The 22,156-nt window shown below is 61.0% G+C and carries 11 protein-coding genes; 7 read left to right on the top strand and 4 right to left on the bottom strand.

Translation table 11 applies throughout. The features are described 5' to 3' along the window. Positions 1 to 383: 383 nt before the first annotated feature. The 4 genes from GOB85_RS09840 (at position 384) to GOB85_RS09855 (ending at position 13,102) form a co-directional block, all read left to right on the top strand. On the top strand, positions 384 to 8,273 hold the full coding sequence (locus GOB85_RS09840; RefSeq protein ID WP_173577336.1) for a Hint domain-containing protein: 7,890 nt from the start codon (positions 384 to 386) through the stop codon (positions 8,271 to 8,273). A gap of 79 nt (positions 8,274 to 8,352) precedes the next feature. After that, positions 8,353 to 9,684, top strand: a complete 1,332-nt coding sequence (locus GOB85_RS09845) for an autotransporter strand-loop-strand O-heptosyltransferase (protein WP_173577381.1) — start codon at positions 8,353 to 8,355, stop codon at positions 9,682 to 9,684. A 195-nt stretch (positions 9,685 to 9,879) separates the two neighbouring features. Then, positions 9,880 to 11,775 (top strand): phospholipase C, encoded by a 1,896-nt coding sequence (locus GOB85_RS09850; RefSeq protein ID WP_173577335.1) that lies wholly within the window; start codon positions 9,880 to 9,882, stop codon positions 11,773 to 11,775. Continuing rightward, a complete protein-coding gene (locus tag GOB85_RS09855; RefSeq protein WP_242011421.1) occupies positions 11,768 to 13,102 on the top strand; it encodes a cytochrome-c peroxidase in 1,335 nt (444 codons plus the stop codon). The genes GOB85_RS09850 and GOB85_RS09855 overlap by 8 nt, the downstream gene beginning before the upstream one ends. Before the next feature lie 467 nt (positions 13,103 to 13,569). Here GOB85_RS09855 and GOB85_RS09860 read toward each other — a convergent pair whose 3' ends face one another. From GOB85_RS09860 to GOB85_RS09875, 4 genes are all read right to left on the bottom strand, one after another. Beyond that, a complete protein-coding gene (locus GOB85_RS09860; protein WP_173577334.1) occupies positions 13,570 to 14,772 on the bottom strand; it encodes a serine hydrolase domain-containing protein in 1,203 nt (400 codons plus the stop codon). Between the two features lie 52 nt (positions 14,773 to 14,824). Further along, positions 14,825 to 15,631, bottom strand: a complete 807-nt coding sequence (locus tag GOB85_RS09865) for an NAD kinase (RefSeq protein ID WP_173577333.1) — start codon at positions 15,629 to 15,631, stop codon at positions 14,825 to 14,827. A 214-nt stretch (positions 15,632 to 15,845) separates the two neighbouring features. Further along, positions 15,846 to 16,223, bottom strand: coding sequence for a hypothetical protein (locus GOB85_RS09870; protein ID WP_173577332.1), 378 nt, complete (start codon positions 16,221 to 16,223; stop codon positions 15,846 to 15,848). Then, positions 16,207 to 18,273, bottom strand: coding sequence for an NAD(+) synthase (locus GOB85_RS09875; protein WP_173577379.1), 2,067 nt, complete (start codon positions 18,271 to 18,273; stop codon positions 16,207 to 16,209). Before GOB85_RS09875 ends, GOB85_RS09870 begins: the two co-directional genes overlap by 17 nt. Positions 18,274 to 18,517: 244 nt before the next feature. Between GOB85_RS09875 and accD the strand changes: the two genes are divergently transcribed. The 3 genes from accD (at position 18,518) to GOB85_RS09890 (ending at position 22,010) form a co-directional block, all read left to right on the top strand. Then, positions 18,518 to 19,438 carry an acetyl-CoA carboxylase, carboxyltransferase subunit beta gene (gene accD, locus GOB85_RS09880; protein WP_173577331.1) on the top strand — a complete coding sequence of 307 codons (921 nt, stop codon included), beginning with the start codon at positions 18,518 to 18,520 and terminating at the stop codon, positions 19,436 to 19,438. A gap of 21 nt (positions 19,439 to 19,459) precedes the next feature. Next, positions 19,460 to 20,833, top strand: coding sequence for a bifunctional folylpolyglutamate synthase/dihydrofolate synthase (locus GOB85_RS09885; RefSeq protein WP_173577330.1), 1,374 nt, complete (start codon positions 19,460 to 19,462; stop codon positions 20,831 to 20,833). Positions 20,834 to 20,912: 79 nt separating this feature from the next. Further along, a complete protein-coding gene (locus GOB85_RS09890; RefSeq protein ID WP_338421698.1) occupies positions 20,913 to 22,010 on the top strand; it encodes a hypothetical protein in 1,098 nt (365 codons plus the stop codon). Positions 22,011 to 22,156 lie beyond the last annotated feature (146 nt).

A 22,156-nucleotide genomic window follows, 5' to 3' on the forward strand; every position in this document is an offset into this window, starting at 1 on the left:
CAGAAAACAGGAAGCGCCATTTTTTTAACATGCCGGACCATGTTTTCCAGGCTCTGAGCAGGTGCTGAAGCGCTGTAACAAATGTTTCGCGGAAACATAACTTTCTATGTCTGAGCCAGGCACCTAGTTAATAATCAGTTAACAAAAGACGGCATGGTGACAGGTCGGCGCAACACGCTGCCGTCTTCCGTGCGACGTCTGAACTGAAAGCGTCGTCATGCCGTCTGTGTTTCGGAAAAAAGGGATGCCTCCGCTCCATACCTGGAAAGCCGGACCTGCCGCCCCGTCACTCACGTAAGACGCTCCCTGCATATCCCCGATTCTTCCGCCGAACGAACAGGCCGGTCCTCCGGATGACCATGCCTGCTGGAGATTTTTCATTCATGACAGCCTCATCGCTTTCCGGAACTGCTTCTTCAGTCACCGTTGCATCGGGCAATACGCTCACGCTCAGCAGCGGTGCTCAGGTCTCCGGACTCGATATCGAGTCCGGAGGGATCGTGAAGATTCTTGCCGGGGCTTCCGTCATGGATGGCTCCGTCGAAACCGGTGGTGTTCTCTCCGTGTCAGCGGGCGGCACGGCCGAAAACCTCGACATCGCCGTCTCCGGTCGGGTCAACATCTCCTCCGGCGGCATCGTCACCGGTGCCAGTCTTGACGCAGGTGCGCTGCTCTATGTCTATTCCGGTGGCGTCAGCAGCGACAGTATCGGTGGGATTCAGGTCAGTTCGGGTGGCCTCTCCGTTGACGGAACAGCGACATCCGGCGCTGCTTTCTACATCTTCAAAGGCGCTGAGGCCTCCGGAACAGTCGTTACAAGCTCCGGAATCATCCGTCTTTCAGCAGGCGGAACCGCAACGGATACAACGGTGAAATCCGGCGGCTACCTCTGGGTCTCCTCGGGCGGCGTGGCAAGCGGCGCGGATATCGTCACCAGCGGCGGTTACATCGGCGTCAGTTCCGGCGGCAGCGCGACCGATGTGACGATCAACGGCGGATCAGGGCGAATTTCCGGGATCGGAACGGATTATACCCTGACCAGCGGCGCCTATCTCTGGATCTCGGCCGGTGGTGTACTCTCCGGGGCCACGTTCGACACCTCCGCTTACGCGATGATGAGCAGCGGCGCCCTCACTGAAGAGGTGACAGTCGAAAACGGTGCGACCCTGTATGTTTCGGCAGGCGCGAAAACCGTCAGCACCACCGTCCTCTCCGGCGGTTCGCAACAGGTCGCCGGCGAGACTGACAACGCCGTGATCTCCTCCGGTGGAATCGACATCCTTGCAAGCGGCGCCATCGGAAGCGGCGACACAATCGCCAGCGGCGGTGTCGGGATCGTCTCCTCCGGTGCCAGCGTCACAGGGGAGACCGTGCTCACAGGCGGCCAGCTGGTCCTCATCCCGGGCGCCACTGCCACCGGTCTCATCAACGAAGGCGGGGATATCATTTCCGCCGCCGCCCTGCTCACCTCTTCCGGCCAGTTCGTCAGCGCCTTTTCCGCCGACGATCTGGCAAAAGACAGTCTTCCCGTCGATAGCGGCCTGACACTGGATGTCTATGCCGGGGCGAATCTGACCTCCGCTCAGGAACAGGGAACGGTCCTGATCGAAACCGGCGCGACAGCAACAGGCGATGTCCTGTCCGCAGGTGCCGGGCAGGATGTGTTCGGGCAGGCTTCCGGCACCGTCGTGCAGTCCGGAAGCACCGAAATCGTCGAAACCGGCGGCCTTTCTGTCAGCGGCACGGTGCAGTCAGGCGGTATTGAGCAGGTCAGTGGTCAGGTCAGCGGTTTTTCAGTCCTGTCCGGTGCATCGCTGAACGTCAGTGCGGATGGTATCGCACAGAATGATATCATCAGCTCCGGTGCCATCGAAATCATCTGTTCCGGCGGTTCAGCCGTTTCCGAAACCATCGCTTCCGGTGCAACACTGGTGGTCATGGACGGCGCGTCAGTGTCCGGTCTTCTGCCGGAATCCGGCTCGCAAATCATCTCCGGAACGGTTGTCCTCACGTCGAACGGGGGAGCGCTCAGCGCCGCCGCGGACGTAATGTCGGACCCGTCTGTCGGCAGCGGAGCGACTGTCACCGTCTATGACGGAGGCGAAACCCTCAGTGCCTCGCTCGATCTGAATGGCAGCGAAACCGTCCTGTCCGGTGGCATCGCTTCCGCCACACAGGGCGGCAACATCACCGTGCTCTCGGGAGGCCTGCTCACAGGCGGAACACAGCTCTCCGAAACATATGACTACATCTCCGCCGGTGGCGACATCAGCGGCGTGACGATCGGTGATTCCGCAACACTGCGCATCTGGTCCGGCGGCCAGGGTGAGGATCTCACTGCCGTCAATGGCGGGCTGATCTGGCAACATTCCGGCATCGTCTCCGGCGTTCTGCTGGAATCCGGCGGTTATCTCGGCGTCAGCGCAGGCGCGATCGCAATCGATGTCGATATCGAAGGCGGCTCCGGACGCATCTCCGGTCTCGGTTCGGACTACACGCTCAACAGCGGAGGCTACGTCTGGGTGTCCGCTGCCGGCATCCTCGAAACAGCGACATTCGAAGGCGCGGCCTCCGCCTTCATCAGTAGCGGCGGCCTCATCGACAGCGCATCCGTCACCGACGGCAGCGTGCTCTACGTCTCGGCAGGCGCCACAACCTCTGACACGGATGTCGGCTCCGGCGGCGTGCAGCAGATCGGCGGCACGACCGTCAATGCCCTGATCGGGGACGGTGGAACCGATTTCCTCACCGCGGGCGCACTCGCCAGCGGTAACACAGTGCAGTCCGGCGGCATCGAGGTCGCTTCCTCCGGCGCCACCGTGATCAGCGAAACCGTCGGCTCCGGTGGCACGCTGCTCGTCCTCGACGGCGCAAAAGTCAGCGGAACCGTGAACGCCGGCGGCAATGTCGTCTCGGCCGGCGTCTACGTAACGTCCGGCACGGCAGTCGTCTCCGTCACACCCGGAACGCTTTCCGGTCTGACCATCGACAATGTTTACGAAAGCGCGGCTGTTCTCCCCGGAGGTGAAGTCGATGACGCCACAATCACGGCGGGCGCCGTCCTCCAGGTCCTGTCCGGCAGCCTCGCCAGCGGCACAGTGGACGGGAGCGTGGTCACAGTCGCCGCCGGAGGGCAGGCCACCGCAACAACCGTCGAAGGCCGATACGCCACACAGACCGTCTCCGGCACGGCAACAGGAACAGTCATCGGCAGCGGTGGCGCCGAACTGACAGTCCAGGGCGCCACCACCTCCGGCGCCATCGTGCAGGCCGGCGGCACGGAACAGGTCACCGGCACGGCACAGGGCGTCACCACCTCCGCGGGCGGCCTCACGGAAATCCTCTCAGGCGGCGCAGGACAGAACGACCTCATTGCCTCGGGAGGCTTTGAAATCGTCTCCGCAGGCGGAGCCGTCACCAGCGAAACCATCGCATCGGGTGGCACCCTCGTCCTCGAAAGCGGCGCGTCCGCCACGGATCTGACACTGGAAGATGGTGGACAGATCGTCAGCGCGGGCGTGCTCGTCGTCGAGAACGAACGCGTGACCTCTGCCATCGCCGGCACGGCTTCCGGCCTGACTCTCGACGATTACAACGCAGACGGTGAAATCCTCTCCGGCGGCGCCACAGATGCCGCCGTGATCGGCGAATACGCCATGCTCAGCGTCTCCGCAGGCGGCGTGGCCCACCAGACACAGGATAGCGGTGACGTTGAGGTGCTCTCCGGCGGCCTGACCGACGGCACCGTGGTGAGCAGCCTGGCCACGGAAACCATCCGCTCCGGCGGCCTCGCTTCCGGCACACAGATTCTCGCGGATGGCGAGCAATATATCTCCGCGGGCGGCACCGCCATCGGCACGCAGGTGGCCTCCGGCGCCACACAGACCATCTTCGGCACAGCCAGCGCCACCACCGTCGGGGCCGGTGGCACGGCAGACGTTCACGGTGCCATCCTCAGCGCCACAATCACCTCCGGCGCACGACTGACGGTGGCCTCCGGCGCCACAGCAACCGGCGATACTCTCCTCTCCGGCGCGATTGAAGTGGTCTCCTCCGGCGCACAGGTCTCAGGCGAAATCGTTGCTTCCGGCGCAACACTTATCGTTCTTGACGGAGGTGAGGCCGACAGTATCGGCTCGCAGGGCGGAACCGTCGTCACCTCCGGTGTCATCATCTCCTCAGGCGGCGTCATCCTGTCCGGCATTGCCGGCACCGCTTCCGGCCTCGTCCTCGACGGCACCAACGGTGACGCCATCGTCCAGCAGGGGGGCGAAGCCGACGACACCATCATCTCCGGGGCGTCCACTCTGTTCATCGAAGACGGTTCGCTGACCTCCGGCAGCATCGTCTCGGGCTCGGAAGTCGTTGATGTCGGCGGAACCGCTCAGGCCAGCCAGATCGAAGGCGGACTCCAGACCGTCAGCGGAACAGCCCTTGACGCGGTCGTAGGGCAGTCCGGCCAGCAGGCCATCGATACGACGGGTGCCGCAACCGGAACCACCGTGCAGTCCGGTGGCACAGTTCTCGACTCAGGCACCCTGTCGGATGCGGACGAACAGACAGGTGGCGTCGTGATGGTGCTCTCAGGCGCCTCTGCTTCCGGCAACGTCATCGGCGACGGTGCCATTGAGGTCGTATCCGCCGGAGGCACCGCAACCGGTGAAGAACTGGACGAAGGCGGCACGCTGATCGTCATGCCCGGCGCCAATGTGACCGACACCACTCTCGCCGGTGGCCTCGTCGTCTCGTCCGGCGAAGTGTTCTATGACGATACAACGCCGGTCAGCGCCACCACAGCTCCCATTGATGGCGCAGTGCTGTCCGCAGGCATCTCGGCCATCGTTCTCTCCGGCGGCGCCACCATCACAACCCTGATCGAAGACGGAGCGACCCTCTCCGTCCTCGGCGGTGGCCTTGCCGCCGACACCACCGTCAGCGGTGACCTCAACCTCGCCAGCGGCGCCGGCGCGGCCGCCACCCTGCTGCTCAGTGGCGGCACGGAAACACTCGCCTCCGGCGCCACAGACTCTGCTACAATCCTGAATTCCGGCAGCTTCCAGGATGTGCGCCAGGGCGGCGTCACCGTCAGTGCCCAGGTCTGGTCCGGCGCCAGCCAGTCAGTCTACGGTGTAGCGGAAAACACGGCCGTTATCGGCGGCGAGCAGTATGTTTATGGTACCGCCGACGAAACCATCCTCCTCGCGGGCGCCGTGCAATACATTGCTCCCGGCTCCACCAGCGCCACGCTCTCCAGCGCCAATAGCGGCCTGACCGCAACAGGCGGCGGCGGCGCGGGCAGCCCCGGCTATGCCGAACGGGTCGATATCGAATCCGGCGCATCGCAGTTCGTCGGCGGCGCGGCCTCCACCGTTATCGTCGAAGCCGGCGGCGTGCAGACCATCGGGAGTGTCGGACTCGTCAGGGGAGACCTCATCGCGGGCACGGCAACCGTCTCCTCAGGCGGAACGCTGGACGGTGCCATCATCGCCAGTGGCGGGACGCTCGTGCTCAGCAGCGGAGCCGCCGCGGAAGACGTGCTCCTCCGGTCCGGCAGCACCATCGATCTCGTTGACATGGACTACACCTCGGCCACAGCACTCCAGCTCTCCGGCGGCTTCGAACTGACCATCAGCGCCGCCGGCCAGACCATGACCATCGACCTCGACGGCACATACGACGCCGCCTCCTTCGCTCTCTCGGGCGACACCGGCAGCGGCACGCTGCTCAGCGTGGTGCAGGATGGCACGCCCTGTTATTGCCGCGGCACGCTGATCACGACGGAACACGGGGAAATCCCCGTCGAACAGCTCAGCATCGGTGACCACGTCATCACCGCCGAAAACGGACCTCGCCCCATCCGCTGGATCGGCCGCCGCTCCTATTCCGGCCAGTTCGCACGGGGCAACCGGGACATCCTGCCCGTCGTCTTCCGCAAAGGATCGCTCGGAAACAACCTGCCCACAACCGACCTGTCCGTCTCCCCGCTCCACGCCATGTTCCTGGATGGTGTGCTGGTCCCGGCCGTCACGCTGGTCAACGGCACGAGCATCGTCCAGGCCGAATGCATGGACGAAGTGGCTTACTTCCATATCGAACTCGACAGCCACGACCTCGTCCTCGCCAACGGGGCACCCTCCGAAACCTTCATCGACGATGGCTCACGCGGCATGTTCCATAACGCCGCTGAATACGCGACGCTTTACCCGGACGCCTCCACGCAGCCCGCGACATACTGCGCCCCGCGTGTGGAACACGGAGCCGGGATCGAACGGATACGCAGCCGCCTGAACGCGCCTGCTGCGGATGGCAGCGAAAATCGTCCCGAAGACGCACCGCTGCTCGGCTATCTCGATCTCGTCAGCCGGACACGCATCGAAGGCTGGGCCCGCACGGAGGGCGCCAGTCAGCCGGTGCGCCTGCACATCACGGACAGAGGTGTCGTGCTGGGTGAGGTCATTGCGGACCAGCCACGCCCCGATGCCGGTGGCGCATACGGATTCACCTTCCTGATTCCCGGCGGCCTGTCCCCCTTCCGGCGGCATGTCATCGAGGTCCGCCGCGTCAGCGACAGGGCAGCCCTGAAAAACACCCCGTGGATGCTCGACCAGACAGCCTCCGGCCCGACGCGGATCGCCGTGCCGGTCACTCCGTCCGAAACCGCGCTGGAAGGATATGTCGATTTCGTAACGCGCGACCGGATCGGCGGCTGGGCATGGACCCCGGAAACCCCTGACGAGCCCGTCGCTCTCCAGATCCTCGACAACGGAAACCTCATCGCCGCCGTCGTCGCGAATGGCATCCGTCAGGACGTGTCCGGAACGGGCCGGGGTCTGCGCTGCGGGTTCGATGTCCTGCTCCCCGAAGGTCTTCCGCCCTTCACCCGCCATGTCATCGAAGTGCGCCGCGAAAACGATGGTGCATTGCTGGGCGCCCCGGTCACGCTTGAGCCGGTCAACGCCTTCGATCAGGACGCAGAAGACGCCATCCGTCGCGTCGTGACCTCCGCCGCCAGTCTGGAAGGGCAGGATCGTGTGCTCTCCTTCCTGCTCGGCCAGGTCGATCAGCTCACCCGCATCCGCGTCCGGACAGCCAGCGGTGAAACCGCCCGCGCCCTGACCAGCGCCCGCCGCCGCCGTGGCCTTCCTGCCGGAACACCGGCTCCTCGCCGTCATGCTCTGATCATCGACGGCATGCACCCGGACATAAACCGCGACGCAGGCTCCTGCGCAGTGCTCGCACACGCACGTGCCCTCATCACGCTGGGTTATGAGGTGTCCTTCGTGGCCGCCGACCAGATGAGCGGCGGCAGTCCCTCCACGCAGATCGCCGGCATCACCATGCTGACAGCACCGCTTTACAGCAGCGTGGAAGATGTGCTCGCCAAACACGCCGACATCTTCGACGTGGTCTATCTGCACCGGCAGGACATCGCGACCCGCTACATGGCGCTCGTCCGGCGCTACCAGCGCTCAGCCCGCGTCCTCTACAACGTGGCCGACCTGCACCACGTCAGAACCCTGCGCCAGGCCGGTGTCCAGAAGCGCCCGGAACTCATTGCCCGCGCCCGCTCCGTGAAACACGCTGAATACACAGCCGCGCTTCAGGCCGACGCGGTTCTGGTCCACTCCCCCGAGGAAGCAAAGCAAATGCAGGTCGCGCTGCCTCAGGCCACCATTCACGTCGTGCCCTGGAGCGTGTCCGTGCGGCCAGAGCCGAAAACGCCCATGGAACGGAACGGCCTCGTCTTCCTCGGAAATTACAGCCACGAACCAAACGTGGACGCTGCTTTCTGGCTGGTCCGCGATATCATGCCGCTCGTCTGGAAACAGGAGCCTTCCATTCGCTGCCTGCTGGCCGGAGCAGATATGTCAGAGTCCATCAGGGCTCTTGAAAGACACGGTGTCGGGATCGTCGGCCACGCACCCGACCTCGATACAATGTTCTCAGAAGTGCGCCTGAGTGTTTCCCCATTACGCTTCGGCGCCGGCATCAAGGGAAAGGTGCTGGAAAGCTTCGCGCGAGGCGTTCCCTGCGTGATGACACCGGTCGCAGCCGAAGGACTAAACCTCCCTGAAACGCTGGCCGGACTTGTCGCCTGCGATCCCGAAACCCTGGCCGCACAGATCCTTGTGCTTCACAGAGAGGGGAGCAGCAGATGCGCCCATGCCCGCGAAGTCCGGAATTACGTGCGGCGAAACAACGACGCTTCCACAGTGGCCGAACGTCTGCGTGCCATTCTCGAACCCGGACAGGTCATGCGCGCATTATCCTGACCTGCCTCGCGGGGGGAGGGGACAACACCGTCTCCTCCCCCGACCTGATGTTTTCCCCGCTGAACAGGCTATGCTTGCAATGGATGTCTCGCTTTCCGATCGTGTTGACGACACCGATACCATTCTGAAAGAGGGTGACACGGTCCCCGCTTCCGCCTCCCCTGACCCCGGGCCGAAACCACAGCCGGAGACAGCCTCGCGCCCGGTCAATGCTGCCTGTGTCGCCCCCACCCGGACACCGGCAATCGCCGGACCGCACGGCATACGCTTCGATTTCAACGCCGGCGCCCGTGTCCTGCTGCCCAAACGCGAAAGCGGAAAATGGCGACTGACACTGAAAGATCTTGATACGGGAAATATTCTCTTTCTCAATGAGAACACAGGCGCTCTTGCCCGTTCGTCCAAACAGTTTTTCGTTCGTTTCGAAATCAGAGTGGAGGAAATCAGGGACGACGGATCGGCCCACTCCATCTTCACGCACAGGATGGATCTGCGTGACAGAAAAGTCATCATCCAGTTCCCGGTCGGAACCCTGGGCGACACGCTCGCCTGGTTTCCATATGCCGAACGTCTGGCCAAACAGCACGGCGCAAAAGTTACCTGCATCCTCTCGAATCTGATCATTCCTGTTCTGCAGCACGCTTATCCGGACCTGACACTCATCAGCGCCGAAGACGCGCGCGAACAGGCGGTGACGGATGACGCATACGCCATGTACAGTCTCGGACTGTTCTTTGACGACACGGCAGCCGTTCACCAGCCCACGGATTTCCGGCTTGTGGGTCTGCATAAAACCGCAGCCTACATTCTGGGTGTCGAACCCGTCGAGATCGCGCCTCGTCTCGCCCTGCCCGATGAGACGCGCCCGATCGGGGAACGCTACGTCTGTATCGCCGTGCAGGCCAGCACACAGTGCAAATACTGGAATAATCCGGATGGATGGCGGCAACTCACCCGCTTCCTGAAAGAACAGGGCTATCGCGTTATCTGTATCGACCAGAAACCTGTCCACGGAACCGGCATCATCTGGAACAGTCTCCCCCACGGCGCCGAAGACGAAACAGGCAATCGCCCCCTCGCGGAACGTGCCCGCTGGCTGCGGCACGCTGACCTCTTCATCGGCCTCAGTTCCGGGCTGTCATGGCTGGCATGGGCAGCGGGAACACCCGTTGTCATGATCTCAGGATTTACGCATCCCACGAACGAATTTCATACACCCTACCGGGTGATCAACTGGCACACCTGCAACTCCTGCTGGAATGACGTGCGTGAAAGATTTGATCACCACGATTTCCTCTGGTGCCCCCGCCACGCCAATACCCCCCGTCAGTTCGAGTGCTCGCGTCTGATCACGGCGGAACATGTGATCGGTATGGTCGGAAAAGCGCTGGAAACCGCCCCGGCGCGCTGACCTCGTTTCCACAGGCCGTAGCTTTGAATCCATTCTGAAAAGATATTTCTCTGATAATGATGTTTTAAGTCAGGTGAATGAAAGAAGAGCCTATTATCCATTTCATAAAATGATCACACACCATGACAAATTGTTCATCTAATTAACTTTTCGTTTCCATTGCTCTCCCAGAGCCGCCCGCGTGAAAAAGTGCTCATGTCCCTGCAGAGCCTCCGTGGTGATGGCGAAAAAGAAAGGTTCTGTAACGTGTCTGTGAAACGGGCCAGGCTTGCACTGTCTACCCTGTTGTCTCTGTCAGTCTTCTCGCCAGCCATCAGCTTTGCGAGCAGCAGTGACTTCGGATACAGCTCCCATAATCAGTCGGGACAGGGTGATCGTTACGAAACGAAAACACCGATCCGCCATCTCGTTGTGATCTATCAGGAGAACGTCTCCTTCGATCACTACTTCGCAACGTATCCGAAGGCGACCAACCCGACCGGCGAACCTGGCTTCCGCGCGAAGTCCGGCACGCCATCCGTGAACAACCTCGCCTCAGCCGATCTGCTGACTCAGAACCCGAACTCCGGTTCAGCCAACGGAACCGGTGCGGCGCTGCCTTTCCGCCTGGACCGCACGCAGGCCAGCACGGCCGACCAGAACCACGCTTATACGGCCGAGCAGATGGCCTATGACGGCGGCAAGGCCGATCTCTTCCCGCTCTACACAGGCAACGGTTCCTCAGGTGGCGTCGGCGCATTCGGCACGAAAGGTCAGGTGCTGGGCTACTATGACGGCAATACCGTCACCGCATACTGGCACTATGCACAGCGTTACGCGATGAGCGACAACGCGTTCACCGACACCTACGGTCCGTCAACCCCGGGCGCTCTCGAAGTCGTCTCGGGTCAGACGAACGGTATGCAGATCCGCTTCACAACCCAGAGCCCGTCCACAAAAACGACTTCCTCCGCCTACATCTCCGACGGGCAGGGTGGCTGGACAATGATCAACGACATCGATCCGGGCTACGATACCTGCTCGTCCTCGACCAACCAGGCGATGATGACAAGCCGCAACATCGGTGATCTGCTCAACGAGCGCGGAGTCACCTGGGGCGGCTTCATGGGTGGTTTCGATCTCACCGCCACCAATGAAGACGGATCGACCGCCTGCAAACGCCAGACCTACTCAACGGTCGTTTCCGAAAACGTGGCGGACTACATTCCGCATCACAACTGGTTCCAGTATTACGAAAGCACCTCCAACCCGACGCACGCACGACCTGATTCCGTCCGTTCAATCGGTTACAGCTATATTCCGGGCACGTCGAAAAAAGAGCCGGCCAATCACGAGTATGACCTGAACGATTTCTACAAGACCGTGAAGGCCGGTAACATTCCTGCTGTCTCCTTCATCAAGCTCCCGGCCTATCAGGATGGTCACGCCGGTTATTCCAACCCGCTCGATGAGCAGGTCGGCGTCGTGAAAGTGGTCAACGCGCTTCAGAAAAGTTCCGAATGGCGTGATACCGCCGTAATCATCGCCTATGATGACTCGGATGGCTGGTATGACCATGCGTTCGTAAACCCTCTGCATGGATCATTCGATTCCTCCGCCGACCAGCTCGATGGTGCAGGTAAGTGCGGTGCCGGAACAGCACCGAAAGGTGTCTATGGAAAAGCAGTCAACGGTCGCTGCGGCCCTGGAACCCGCATACCGCTCATTGTTATCTCGCCATGGTCAAAGACGAACTATGTCAGCCACGAGCTGATCACGCAGGCTTCTGTTGTCCGCTTCATCGAAGACAACTGGCTGAGTGGAAAGCGTCTCGGAGAGGGTTCCTTCGACAGCACCACCGGAAAGATCGACGATATGTTCGATTTCCGTGGTCAGCCGAATACGGAGTCACTGCTTCTGGATCCTGACACAGGTGACATTCGTGCCGGCCAGATCTCCGGTCATAATGATGACAAGGGAAGCAGCAAACACGATGACTCGCCGTTCGGTTCCGGCAGTAATCATGCGTCTTCGAATTCAGGCTCCTCATCGCAGACGTCGCTCCAGACCCTTCTCGCGGCTCTGTGGTCCTATCTTCAGAATTATGTCTGATATTTTTCGTTCAATGCAGCCCGTTCTGGGCTGCATTACTCTGATTGCTTTCGTTTTTGCGGGAACCGCAGAAGCCCGGTCACCGGATAGCTGTCTCCCTCAGGAAGACGGAAGCAATCCCTGTCCGGTGGTTCTGCGTAAACCTGAAAGCCGGCCTCTTTCCGAAATGGCCCTTATCGGAAAAGCGCTTTTTTATGATGAAAATCTTTCCGGCTCAGGAAAGCTGTCCTGCGCCTCCTGCCACGATCCGAAAAATCATTATGCCGCATCAGGAGAATCGTCGGTTTTCCTCGGTGGACATGACCTGAATCTTCAGGGGCGTCGGGCTGTTCCGACACTGACTTACCTTGAACGACGACCCAATTTCAGCATCGGTCCCGATAATCCGGTCAGCGAAGATGCCCCACCCATTCCAGCCAACGCCACCGGCGCATCCCACGGCTCCAAAAATGCGGCCAACACCGCAGCATCGGCCGTAAACATTGTTCCGCAAGGTGGTCTCTTCTGGGACGGTCGCGCCGATACCCTTCAGCAGCAGGCCGCGGGGCCGATGTATGACCCGGCGGAAATGGCCTCAACACCCTCAAAGGTCCTCGGGCGAATCGACAATGCTCCATACACGGCATCGCTGAAACAACTGGCCGGGATCGAAGGAGAAGCTTCTCCCGGCTTTCTGCTTGATGAGGCAATGTTCGCTCTGGCGCGCTACCAGATCGAAGACCCCGCTTTTCATCCCTATTCCAGTAAATTCGATTCCTGGCTTGAAGGAAAAGAAAAATTATCGTCCCGGGAGAGGCAGGGATATCTCCTGTTCAATGATCCTGGAAAAGGTAACTGCGCCGCCTGTCACCTGGATACAGTTCAGCCCGGTCGCCTGCCGCCCCTGTTCACAGACCACCAGTATGAAGCACTGGGTGCGCCACGGAACAGGGAACTCACGCAAAACCGAAATCCGTCCTATTACGATCTGGGCGTTTGTGACCGACAGCCAGACGGACGAAAAACACTGAGTTCATATTGTGGAATGTTCGCAACCCCGACACTGCGTAATACAGGTTCCCGTCACGTGTTTTTCCACAATGGTGTGTTTCACTCACTGAAACAGGTTCTGGATTTCTATGTCCTGCGTGAACTGAAGCCGGAACGATTCTATGCTGCAAAACAAAACGGTCATCCGCTTATGTACGATGATCTTCCCACTAAATACAAACATAATATTGACAAGACAGATGCGCCATTCGATCGCAAGCCAGGTGATAACCCAGCATTATCGGATCAGGAAATTGATGACATTATTGTATTCCTGAAGACGCTCACCGATCGGTGAAAATTACTCACATACCGGAAAAATGTTATTTGCTGCCAATCGCAGTCTGGCATTGGTGGTGAATGATGCCAGAGACTGTGAAGACTACTTTGTGAATGCAGAACTCTCCGGGTCTGGCCCGGCACCAGGTGCTGGCATCTTCCCAGGGCTTTGCCCTGGAACCCACCAAAGGTCACAGACCTTTGGAAACCATTTTAATTAAACAGATCGGGGTGAAGGGGTCCGCGACCCCTTCCGGGTCCGGGCAGAGCCCGGTCTCCACTAACCCTTTGAAAAATCAAAGGCCAGCACCTAACGCAAACAGAGCCTTTCAAAAGCCTCAGTGCTCAGCGAGAGGCTCCTGATGAGCTTTTGAAACAGCCTCTTAGCAAACCTTTTCCTGAGCTCCCGGGCAGAGTCCTGCCTGTTCACACAGGTCAAAGCCCAGGCCTCTTGCTGTAAAGCGGGAAGAGGAGACGACGCTGCTTTCAGGCCGTCAGTCCCAGTGCCCGCGCAGCAGCAGTGGCCACATCATGGCGCAACCGGACAATCTCTTTGCCGTGTGTGTCTGCCGGATGCACACGATTGGTCAGGATCAGCACGAAAGAATCGCTTGCCGGGTCCATCCATAAGGATGTGCCTGTGTAGCCCGTATGTCCAAACGACCCGAGTGGAAAAATATCTCCGCGCGGTGTCGCGTAATGCGATCCAATGTCCCATCCCAGCCCGCGAAAATCCTGCGTTCCCGGTTGCTGCGGCGTTGTCATGAGCCGGACGGTTTCGGTTTTCAGCGGATAGACACTGGATCGTCCGGCCCGACGATCCAGTAAACTCTGTGCATAGGTCGTCATATCCTGCGCACAGGAAAACAGTCCGGCATGACCGGCCACGCCACCCATACGACGCGCCGTCGGATCATGCACCACACCGCGTAACGGGACATGCGCCTCATCATACGCTGTCGGTGCGATAAGCGGTCGCAGTGAAGCATCCGGAAGAAAGCCCGATTGCGTCATGCCGACTGGCGCAAGAATATGACGGGCAACATAAACGTCCAGCGTCAGCCCGCTGAACTTCTCCACCAGAAGTCCCAGAGTGATGAAGTTGATGTCACTGTAAATGAATTTTGTTCCGACGGGCGCGGCCAGCCTGGCGCCCATCGCCCGCCGGATCGCTTCACTCCTGCCTTTCCAGGTTTCAGCCAGATCGATATCAGGCGGAAGCCCGGAAAAATGGGTGAGAAGCTGCCTTATTGTGACATCCTGTTTTTTGTTCTGTGCAAATTCAGGCAAATAGCGCGCCACCGGATCATCAAGCTGAAACAGTCCCTGTTCCCATAACTGCATCACCGACGGTGCCGTGACTGTGGCTTTGGTCAGCGACGCCATGTCAAACCGGGTCTCCCATGTCTCCGCCTCCGGAGCCGGAACAAGGGCGCGATGCCCCATGACTGCACGGTGAACAATGGTGCCATTATGGCCGATCGCCGCAACAACCCCGGGAACATCGCCTTTCGCCACTGCGTCACGCAGGATCTGATCGACAGGGTCAAATACCATGTCGCTTTCCGAACGTTTCCGCGCTTCCGAGCATGCCGTCAGTCCGGCAGTGCTCAGAACGATGCCCGCACACGAGCTTTGTCTCAGAAGAGTCCGCCTGGACACAGTTTTTATCTCTGGCAGCCTGTTCATAGTGACTCCACTCCGACGATGGCACGGAAAACGAAATTCATGGCGGCAGATCCTACGCTGAGAACTGTTCGGTAATAATCCGCTCCGAGAGTGTTTGTCCCGGATCGAACAAAACGGTCACCGATCGGGCCGGATTTTCTCTGACAACGACCGACACGACATCACGAATTTCGGTGAAGTCGGCGACAGCCGCAACAGGTCGCTTTTCCGTTTCCAGTATGGAAAAGGTCACAACCGCACTCGAAGGCAGGAGCGCGCCGCGCCAGCGGCGGGGCCTGAATGCACTGATCGGCGTCAGAGGCAGAAGATTGCCCGCAAGAGGCACAATCGGCCCATGTGCCGAAAGATTATAGGCAGTGGAACCGGCCGGCGTTGCAACAAGAATACCGTCACAGATCAGTTCCGGCATCCGCTCACGACCATCGACATCAATCCGGATTTTCGCAGCCTGCCGCGTCTGCCGGAACAGGAAGACATCGTTGAGCGCATCGGCTTCATGAACGCTCCCGTCAACACAGGTCGCGCGCATATGAAGCGGATGTAAAACGGCACTTTGCGTGGCCGTGAGCCTCGCGGGAAGATCGTCCTGGTCAAAGGGATTCATCAGAAAACCGACCGAACCGCAGTTCATGCCATAAACAGGAACCGGCCTGTCCATCACCTGACGAAGCGTTTCGAGCATGAAACCATCCCCGCCGAGACAGACCACCACTTCGGCCATTTCAACCGGACAGTTACCATAACGATCAACCAGCCGCGAAAAGCCGTCCTCTGCTTTGGACGTGCCTGTCGCAACGAACGCAATATTTTTCGGTGGCGCGGAGCCAGCCCATGGCGAATCACTAACGTCGCTGTTCATCGTACGGATCGCAACGCCATAGTCATCAATTCTCCCGAGGTGACTGCAGATCACCCTATAGCAGAGGGAAAGTCGATCCCTGCAAGCCCCGTTCGCCTGGCGTTCCCGCAGCTAAATCGTTGCCACCTTAATCTGCTTCATATCCTGCTGCTAGGAAGACCCCGGAGCCTTCATGGTGTGTGAAAGCGTCGGGCACTGATCCGATGGCATTCCATCATGCGGTGACAGTCCGTTCGGCCTTCGCCCGCAGCAGCGCCGGCATAAGAACGCAGTCAGTATATGCCTGAAACACGGTGCCATTCATGGCATCATCGTAACGAATGGTGCAGTCATCCCGTTCACACGCAGGGCGTCTGGCTCCGGGCTGCCGTCTGTCCGGCGTCAGCGACCGGGCGCCTGGCGCAGACGCCAGGATGAGGCGCTGATGGCGCACGTTCGTGCATTCATGAGCGGAAACGGAAACTGCCGGGACAATGCTGTCACGGAGAGCTTTTTCAAAACCCTGAAGGCTGAACGCCTGTGGCGACAGCCATGGAGCACATGTCAGGAGATCGGACAGGCCACCGCACACTCCATCAATGATCTCTGCCATCCTCCGGCACGTTCCGGTCCAGCTCCTCCAGCCACACACATGCATTTCCGTCGGACGGCGCGCGCCAGTCACCGCGCGGCGATAAAGCGCCCCCGGCCACAACCTTTGCGCCGTTCGGCATGGCTGAGCGCTTGAACTGGCTCGTCGTGAAAAACCGCCGCAGGAACACGCCCAGCCAGTGCCGGATTGCTGGCAGATCGTAAGCCTGGCGGTCCTCCTCCGGGAAACCGGGAGGCCACGCGCCCGCCGCCGCATCCCGCCATGCCGCTTCTGCCAGGAAGGCGATTTTTGACGGCCGGAACCCGTAACGCAGCACGTAGAAGAGTGCGAAATCGTGCAGCGCATACGGTCCGATGGCAGCCTCCGTGCTCTGCACGGCTCCGTCCGCGCCCACCGGAACCAGTTCCGGTGAAATCTCCGTTGCGAGAATGGCCCGCAAAATCGCGCCTGTTCTGTCGTCAAAGCGACCGGAGGAAATGAACCAGCGGATGAGATGCTGAATCAGTGTCTTCGGGAGGCCGGCGTTGATGTTGTAATGCGCCATCTGGTCGCCCACGCCGTAGGTGCACCAGCCCAGGGCCAGTTCCGAGAGATCGCCCGTGCCCAGCACGATGCCGCCGCGCTGATTGGCGAGGCGGAAGAGGAAATCGGTGCGCAGCCCCGCCTGCACGTTCTCAAAGGTAACGTCATAAACCGGCTCGCCCTTCGCAAAGGGATGGCCGATCTGCTCCAGCATCAGCCTTGCCGCCGGGCGAATGTCGATTTCGTCTGCCGTAACGCCAAGCGCCTTCATCAGGGCGTGAGCGTTGCCGCGCGTCTCGTCGCTGGTGCCGAAACCGGGCATTGTGAAGGCCAGGACGGCATCGCGCCCGAGGCCGAGTTCGTCGGCGGCACGGACAGCGATCAGCAGCGCCTGGGTCGAATCGAGACCACCGGACACGCCGATGACCATCTTTTTTGTGCCGCTTGCCACCAGACGCTGGCGGAGCGCCGAGACCTGAATCGTGCAGGCCTCGTAGCAATCCTGCTCCAGTCGCGTGGCGTCAGCCGGGACAAAAGGGAAGCGCTCGACCCCGCGATGCAGCCCGAGATCCCGGCCGGGGGGCGAGAAGCGGCGCGCGATCCTGCGCCATGAGGCGGCACTGGCCGGCATGCCCGTGGCCGCCGCGTTCTGCCCGAACGAGGTCATACGCATCCGTTCCTGCCGCAGCAGGTCCAGATCGATATCCGCCAGGACGTGGCGCGCCCCGGTGGGGAAGCGGTCGCTTTCGGCCAGTTTTCGGCCATTCTCGAAGATGGAGACCTGTCCGTCCCATGCGACATCAGTCGTCGATTCGCCCTCTCCAGCCGCCGCATAGAGATAGGCCGCGTGACAGCGGGAGGATTGCGACAGGCAGAGCATGTCCCGCTCCTCTGCCTTGCCGACCGTGATATCGCTGGCGGAGAGGTTGGCGATGACGGTAGCGCCGGCGAGGCTGGCGGCTGTGCTCGGCGGCAGCGGCACCCAGAGATCCTCGCAGATCTCCACGCCCAGACGGAAACCGGGAATATCGAGCGCTTCAATCAGCAGATCGGTCCCGAATGGCACCTCCGAGCCCGCGACGCGGATTGTCTCGCCCCGCAGTCCTGCTCCGGCGGTGAACTGCCTCCCCTCGTAGAACTCCCGATAATTCGGCAGGAAGGATTTTGGCACCACGCCGAGAATTTCGCCGCGATGGATGGCGATGGCACAGTTATAGAGCGCGTCGCGGTGGCGCAGGGGCGCACCGACCAGAGCCAGCGGCAGAAGCGTGCCTGTCGCTTCCGCGATGGTGGCGATGGCGTGTTCGACCGCGTCGAGAAGCACGTCCTGCTGGCGCAGGTCGTCGATCGCGTACCCCGACAGGCCGAGTTCCGGGAAAACTGCGAGAATGGCGCCAGCGCCGGAGCAGGCGGCGAGACAGTCAATGGTGTGCGCTGCGTTCCGGCGTGGATCGGCCAGCGAGACGGGGAGCGTACAGGCCGCGACGCGGGCGAAACCGTGACGGTAGAGGGAACGGAAATCCCGCATGGGCACCTCGCGTGAGCCGGAGTGGACGGAAGAGCGGCGCCTGGACGCCGGACTGATTTGCTGCACTCCGGTTCTATATCCGGCGCGGCCGGGGGACAAAACCCGAAGCGGTGAGGGATGTGCTTTACTTGGCAGAGAAGCACAGTGGAGCTATGCAGTGGCCCCTTACATGGCCCCGCCGGTTTCCCGGGACAATCCCGCGCGCGACGGCCGCACGTCCCATTTTCAGTCATGGAGTTCAGGCATGAGCTGGCTTACCGACTATGTCCGGCCCAAGATCCGGGGCCTGCTCAGGCGCGAGGTTCCGGATAACCTCTGGACCAACTGCCCGTCCTGTCACCAGATGGTACTGGTCAAGGAACTGCAACGGACGCTGAATGTGTGTCCGCATTGCGGCTTCCACATGAAGGTGCCGGTCGCTGAGCGTCTGGAATGGACGTTTGATCCGGAAAGCTACACGCGCATCGAACTGCCTAAGGTCGCGAACGATCCACTCGGGTTCCGCGACCACAAACGCTACGTGGATCGCCTGAAGGACGCGCGCGCGAAGACACAGCTGGAAGACTCGCTGGCCGTCGCGCATGGCAGGATCACGGGCTATCCGGCGGTCGTCGCGGTGATGGCCTACGAATTCCTGAGCGGCACGATGGGCACCGGCTTCGGTGAGGGGTTTATCGCCGCCACCCGCCTCGCCATCCTGCAGCGCTCACCGCTGATCGTGTTCACTGCCTCCGGCGGCGCCCGTATGCAGGAAGGCGTGATGAGCCTGATGCAGATGCCGCGCACCACAGTTGCCGTGGAGATGCTGAAAGAAGCCGGCCTGCCTTACATCGTTGTTCTGACCGATCCGACGACAGGTGGGGTCAGCGCATCCTTCGCGATGCTGGGCGATGTGCAGATTGGCGAGCCTAAAGCCCTGATCGGGTTTGCCGGACCCCGGGTGATCGAGGATACGGTAAGGGAGAAACTGCCTGAGGGCTTCCAGCGGTCCGAATATCTGCTGGAACACGGGATGCTGGATATGGTTGTGGAGCGAAAGGATCTTCGCGCCACGCTCGGTCGTCTGATCGGCCTGCTGACAGCAGCTCCTCCGGGAGACGTTTTCACCAGCACGCTGCCTGATCCCGAAGAGCCGGGCTCAGGAACCCCGCTGCCCACCACCTGATGTCTCTCAGGAGAGCCGCGCATGACCAGGACCACGCTCAATCATGGCGACGTGGCGGATAACCAAACCGGGGTGACTCCGGCGCCGAAATTCAGCGCGGAATTCACCGGTCGGACCGGTAAGGTACTTGAGCGGCTCAACCAGCTCTATCCGGCGCTTATCGACCTGTCCCTTGGCCGGCTTGAAGCGCTGCTGGCGCGTCTGGGTCATCCCGAACGCAACCTGCCGCCCGTCATTCACGTCGCCGGCACCAATGGCAAAGGCAGCACCTGCGCCAATCTGCGTGCGATCGGGGAGGCGGCGGGGTGGCGGGTGCATGTGATGACATCGCCGCATCTTGTCGATGTCACGGAGCGTTTTCGCGTCGCGGGTCGTCTGGTCAGCGAGGACGAGCTGATCGCGACGCTGGAAGAGATCGAGCGCGTTAACGATGGCGCGCCGATCACCGTGTTCGAGGTGCTGACCGCGGCTGGTCTGCTGCTGTTTTCCAGGTATCCGGCTGAACTGGCGATCATTGAGGTCGGTCTGGGCGGGCGTTTTGATGCGACCAACGTGATCCCACATCCCGCCGCCTGCGCGATTACCGCGATTTCAATGGATCATGAGGCCTTCCTGGGCTCGACACTTGCCGCGATTGCCGGAGAGAAGGCGGGAATCATCAAACCTGCCGTGCCTGTGGTGACGGGGCATCAGCCGCCGGTCGTGATGCAGGTTCTGGAAGATGAAGCGGCCCGCAGAAAGGCTCCGCTTCTGCGTCGTGACCGGGACTGGACGGTGGAACGCAGCGGCGGAGAGCCGCCAGGGCTTCGGTTCGACGATGCGCGGGGCACGCTCCTGTTGCCTGCGCCCGCTCTGACCGGGCCGCATCAGGACGACAATGCAGGTCTCGCGATCGCGACGCTGCGCGCCAGCGGCCTGACATTGCCGGAGATGGCATGGGCCGGCATCGCGGAAACGCAGTGGCCGGCGCGTCTTCAGCGCCTGCACGGCGCTCTTGCCGACCGCTTCCCGGAGGGCTGGGAACTCTGGCTCGATGGCGGGCATAATCCCGGTGCCGGAGAGGCGCTCGCCCCGGTGCTGGATGGCTGGGCTGATCGTCCGCTGCATGTGCTTGTCGGGATGAAGCAGACCAAGGATGCCACTGGTTTTCTGGCTCCGCTTCTGGACCGGGCAACGACCGTCTACGCCGTCGCGGAGCCTGATCAGCACCTGGCTCTGCCAGTCGGCTCCATTGTCGCGGCCGGGGGCGGAAAAGTGCGGCCGGGTCCGACGATTGACGCAGCACTTGACGCGCTCTCCTGCGGGGAGGGCCGTCCTCCGGCGCGCGTTCTGATCTGCGGCAGCCTCTATCTGGCAGGTGTTGTGTTGAAAAAAGACGGATGGCAGGCTGTCTGACGGGTTTTGCCAGGATCGCTTTAACTACTGCGCCTTAGGGAAGGACAGACCAGTCTGTTCCGACCCGAATGAGGCGTACGTGCGCAAAACAATCCTGTGTCTGGGTCTCTCCATGCCGGCGCTTGTCGCTGGCGGCAAGGCGCATGCGCAGTTCGCGCCATCGCATACGACGGAATACCTCGACACACGGCGCGAAGACGAACTGCGCCACCGGACCCTGGCCCGGATGCTGATGACTCTCGGCATGGACCCGACCGATAACGCCCCTGTCGTCACGGGCACATCCACGACGTTCAACATGCCTGTCCGGCCGTTTGAACCGCAGCCACGCAAGCCCCGCAAATTCGCGCCTGATAACTATGATGCGCATCGTTATACGCCCTCTCCGCGACGCCTGCCGGCTGTGGTCCAGGTCAACCGTGAGATCGGGATTGCGGCTGCGGGGATCTGGAGCAACTATAAGGAAAAGCCCCTGCATGACCCTGCGGGCACCGGCTATGATCGCGAGACCGGCTGGACAACAGGCTTTCAGGTCGATGCCTCGACGATGTTTGATCTCTACGAAGTCGGGAATATTTTCATTGCCCTGCATTTTGCCTATGGCGACGGCTCCACGGGCTATCACGGATCGGCGTCCTCTCCGACCGAACCGGGGCTCATCTCGCCCTATAATACGTCCTCGCAGCGCATGACGACGGATAGTCGCCTGGAACTTGGCAAGGGCATTATGGTCTCAGACCGTTTCCTGATTACGCCGGCTCTTCAGGGCGGATATCGCACATGGAACAGGCATATTGACGGGAGTGACGAGGTTTCTTCGCTGTCCGAGGATTACGGCACCTTTCTCGCAGGCATCGTTGTGCGTCTCGATTATGCTTTAACCCGCGATTTCGTTCTGCGCGGCAGACTGGGCTGGGCCGAACTGGTCGGAACGCGTATGGACGCACGGGATGTGAACGGCACGTTCCACCTCCGCAACCGGCCGGAATGGGATGCAGCGCTCGACTTCGATTATCGGGTCAGCGGTGGTCTGCATCTGACCGGCGGCGTGCAATACACCTATTTCTCATTCGGGCGCAGTCAGGCGGTCGCGCAATACGGTGGCTACTCGCTGTATGAGCCCAGCAGCTGGACAAACGGTGTCACAATGCATGCCGGCGTTGCTTACGGTTTTTAAGAGACACTGCTCGCATTACCTGCTGTTTTCAAAAGGTTAGAGCCTGATGATTTTGGGCTGAATCGGAATATGGGTACCCAGATTGGCTGAAATCTGATTCAACCATCTGGCTGGATTGGAGGCCAGCATGGATGGCGCGTCCTTAT

Source organism: Acetobacter fallax (assembly GCF_011516735.1).
Lineage (GTDB): Bacteria > Pseudomonadota > Alphaproteobacteria > Acetobacterales > Acetobacteraceae > Acetobacter > Acetobacter fallax.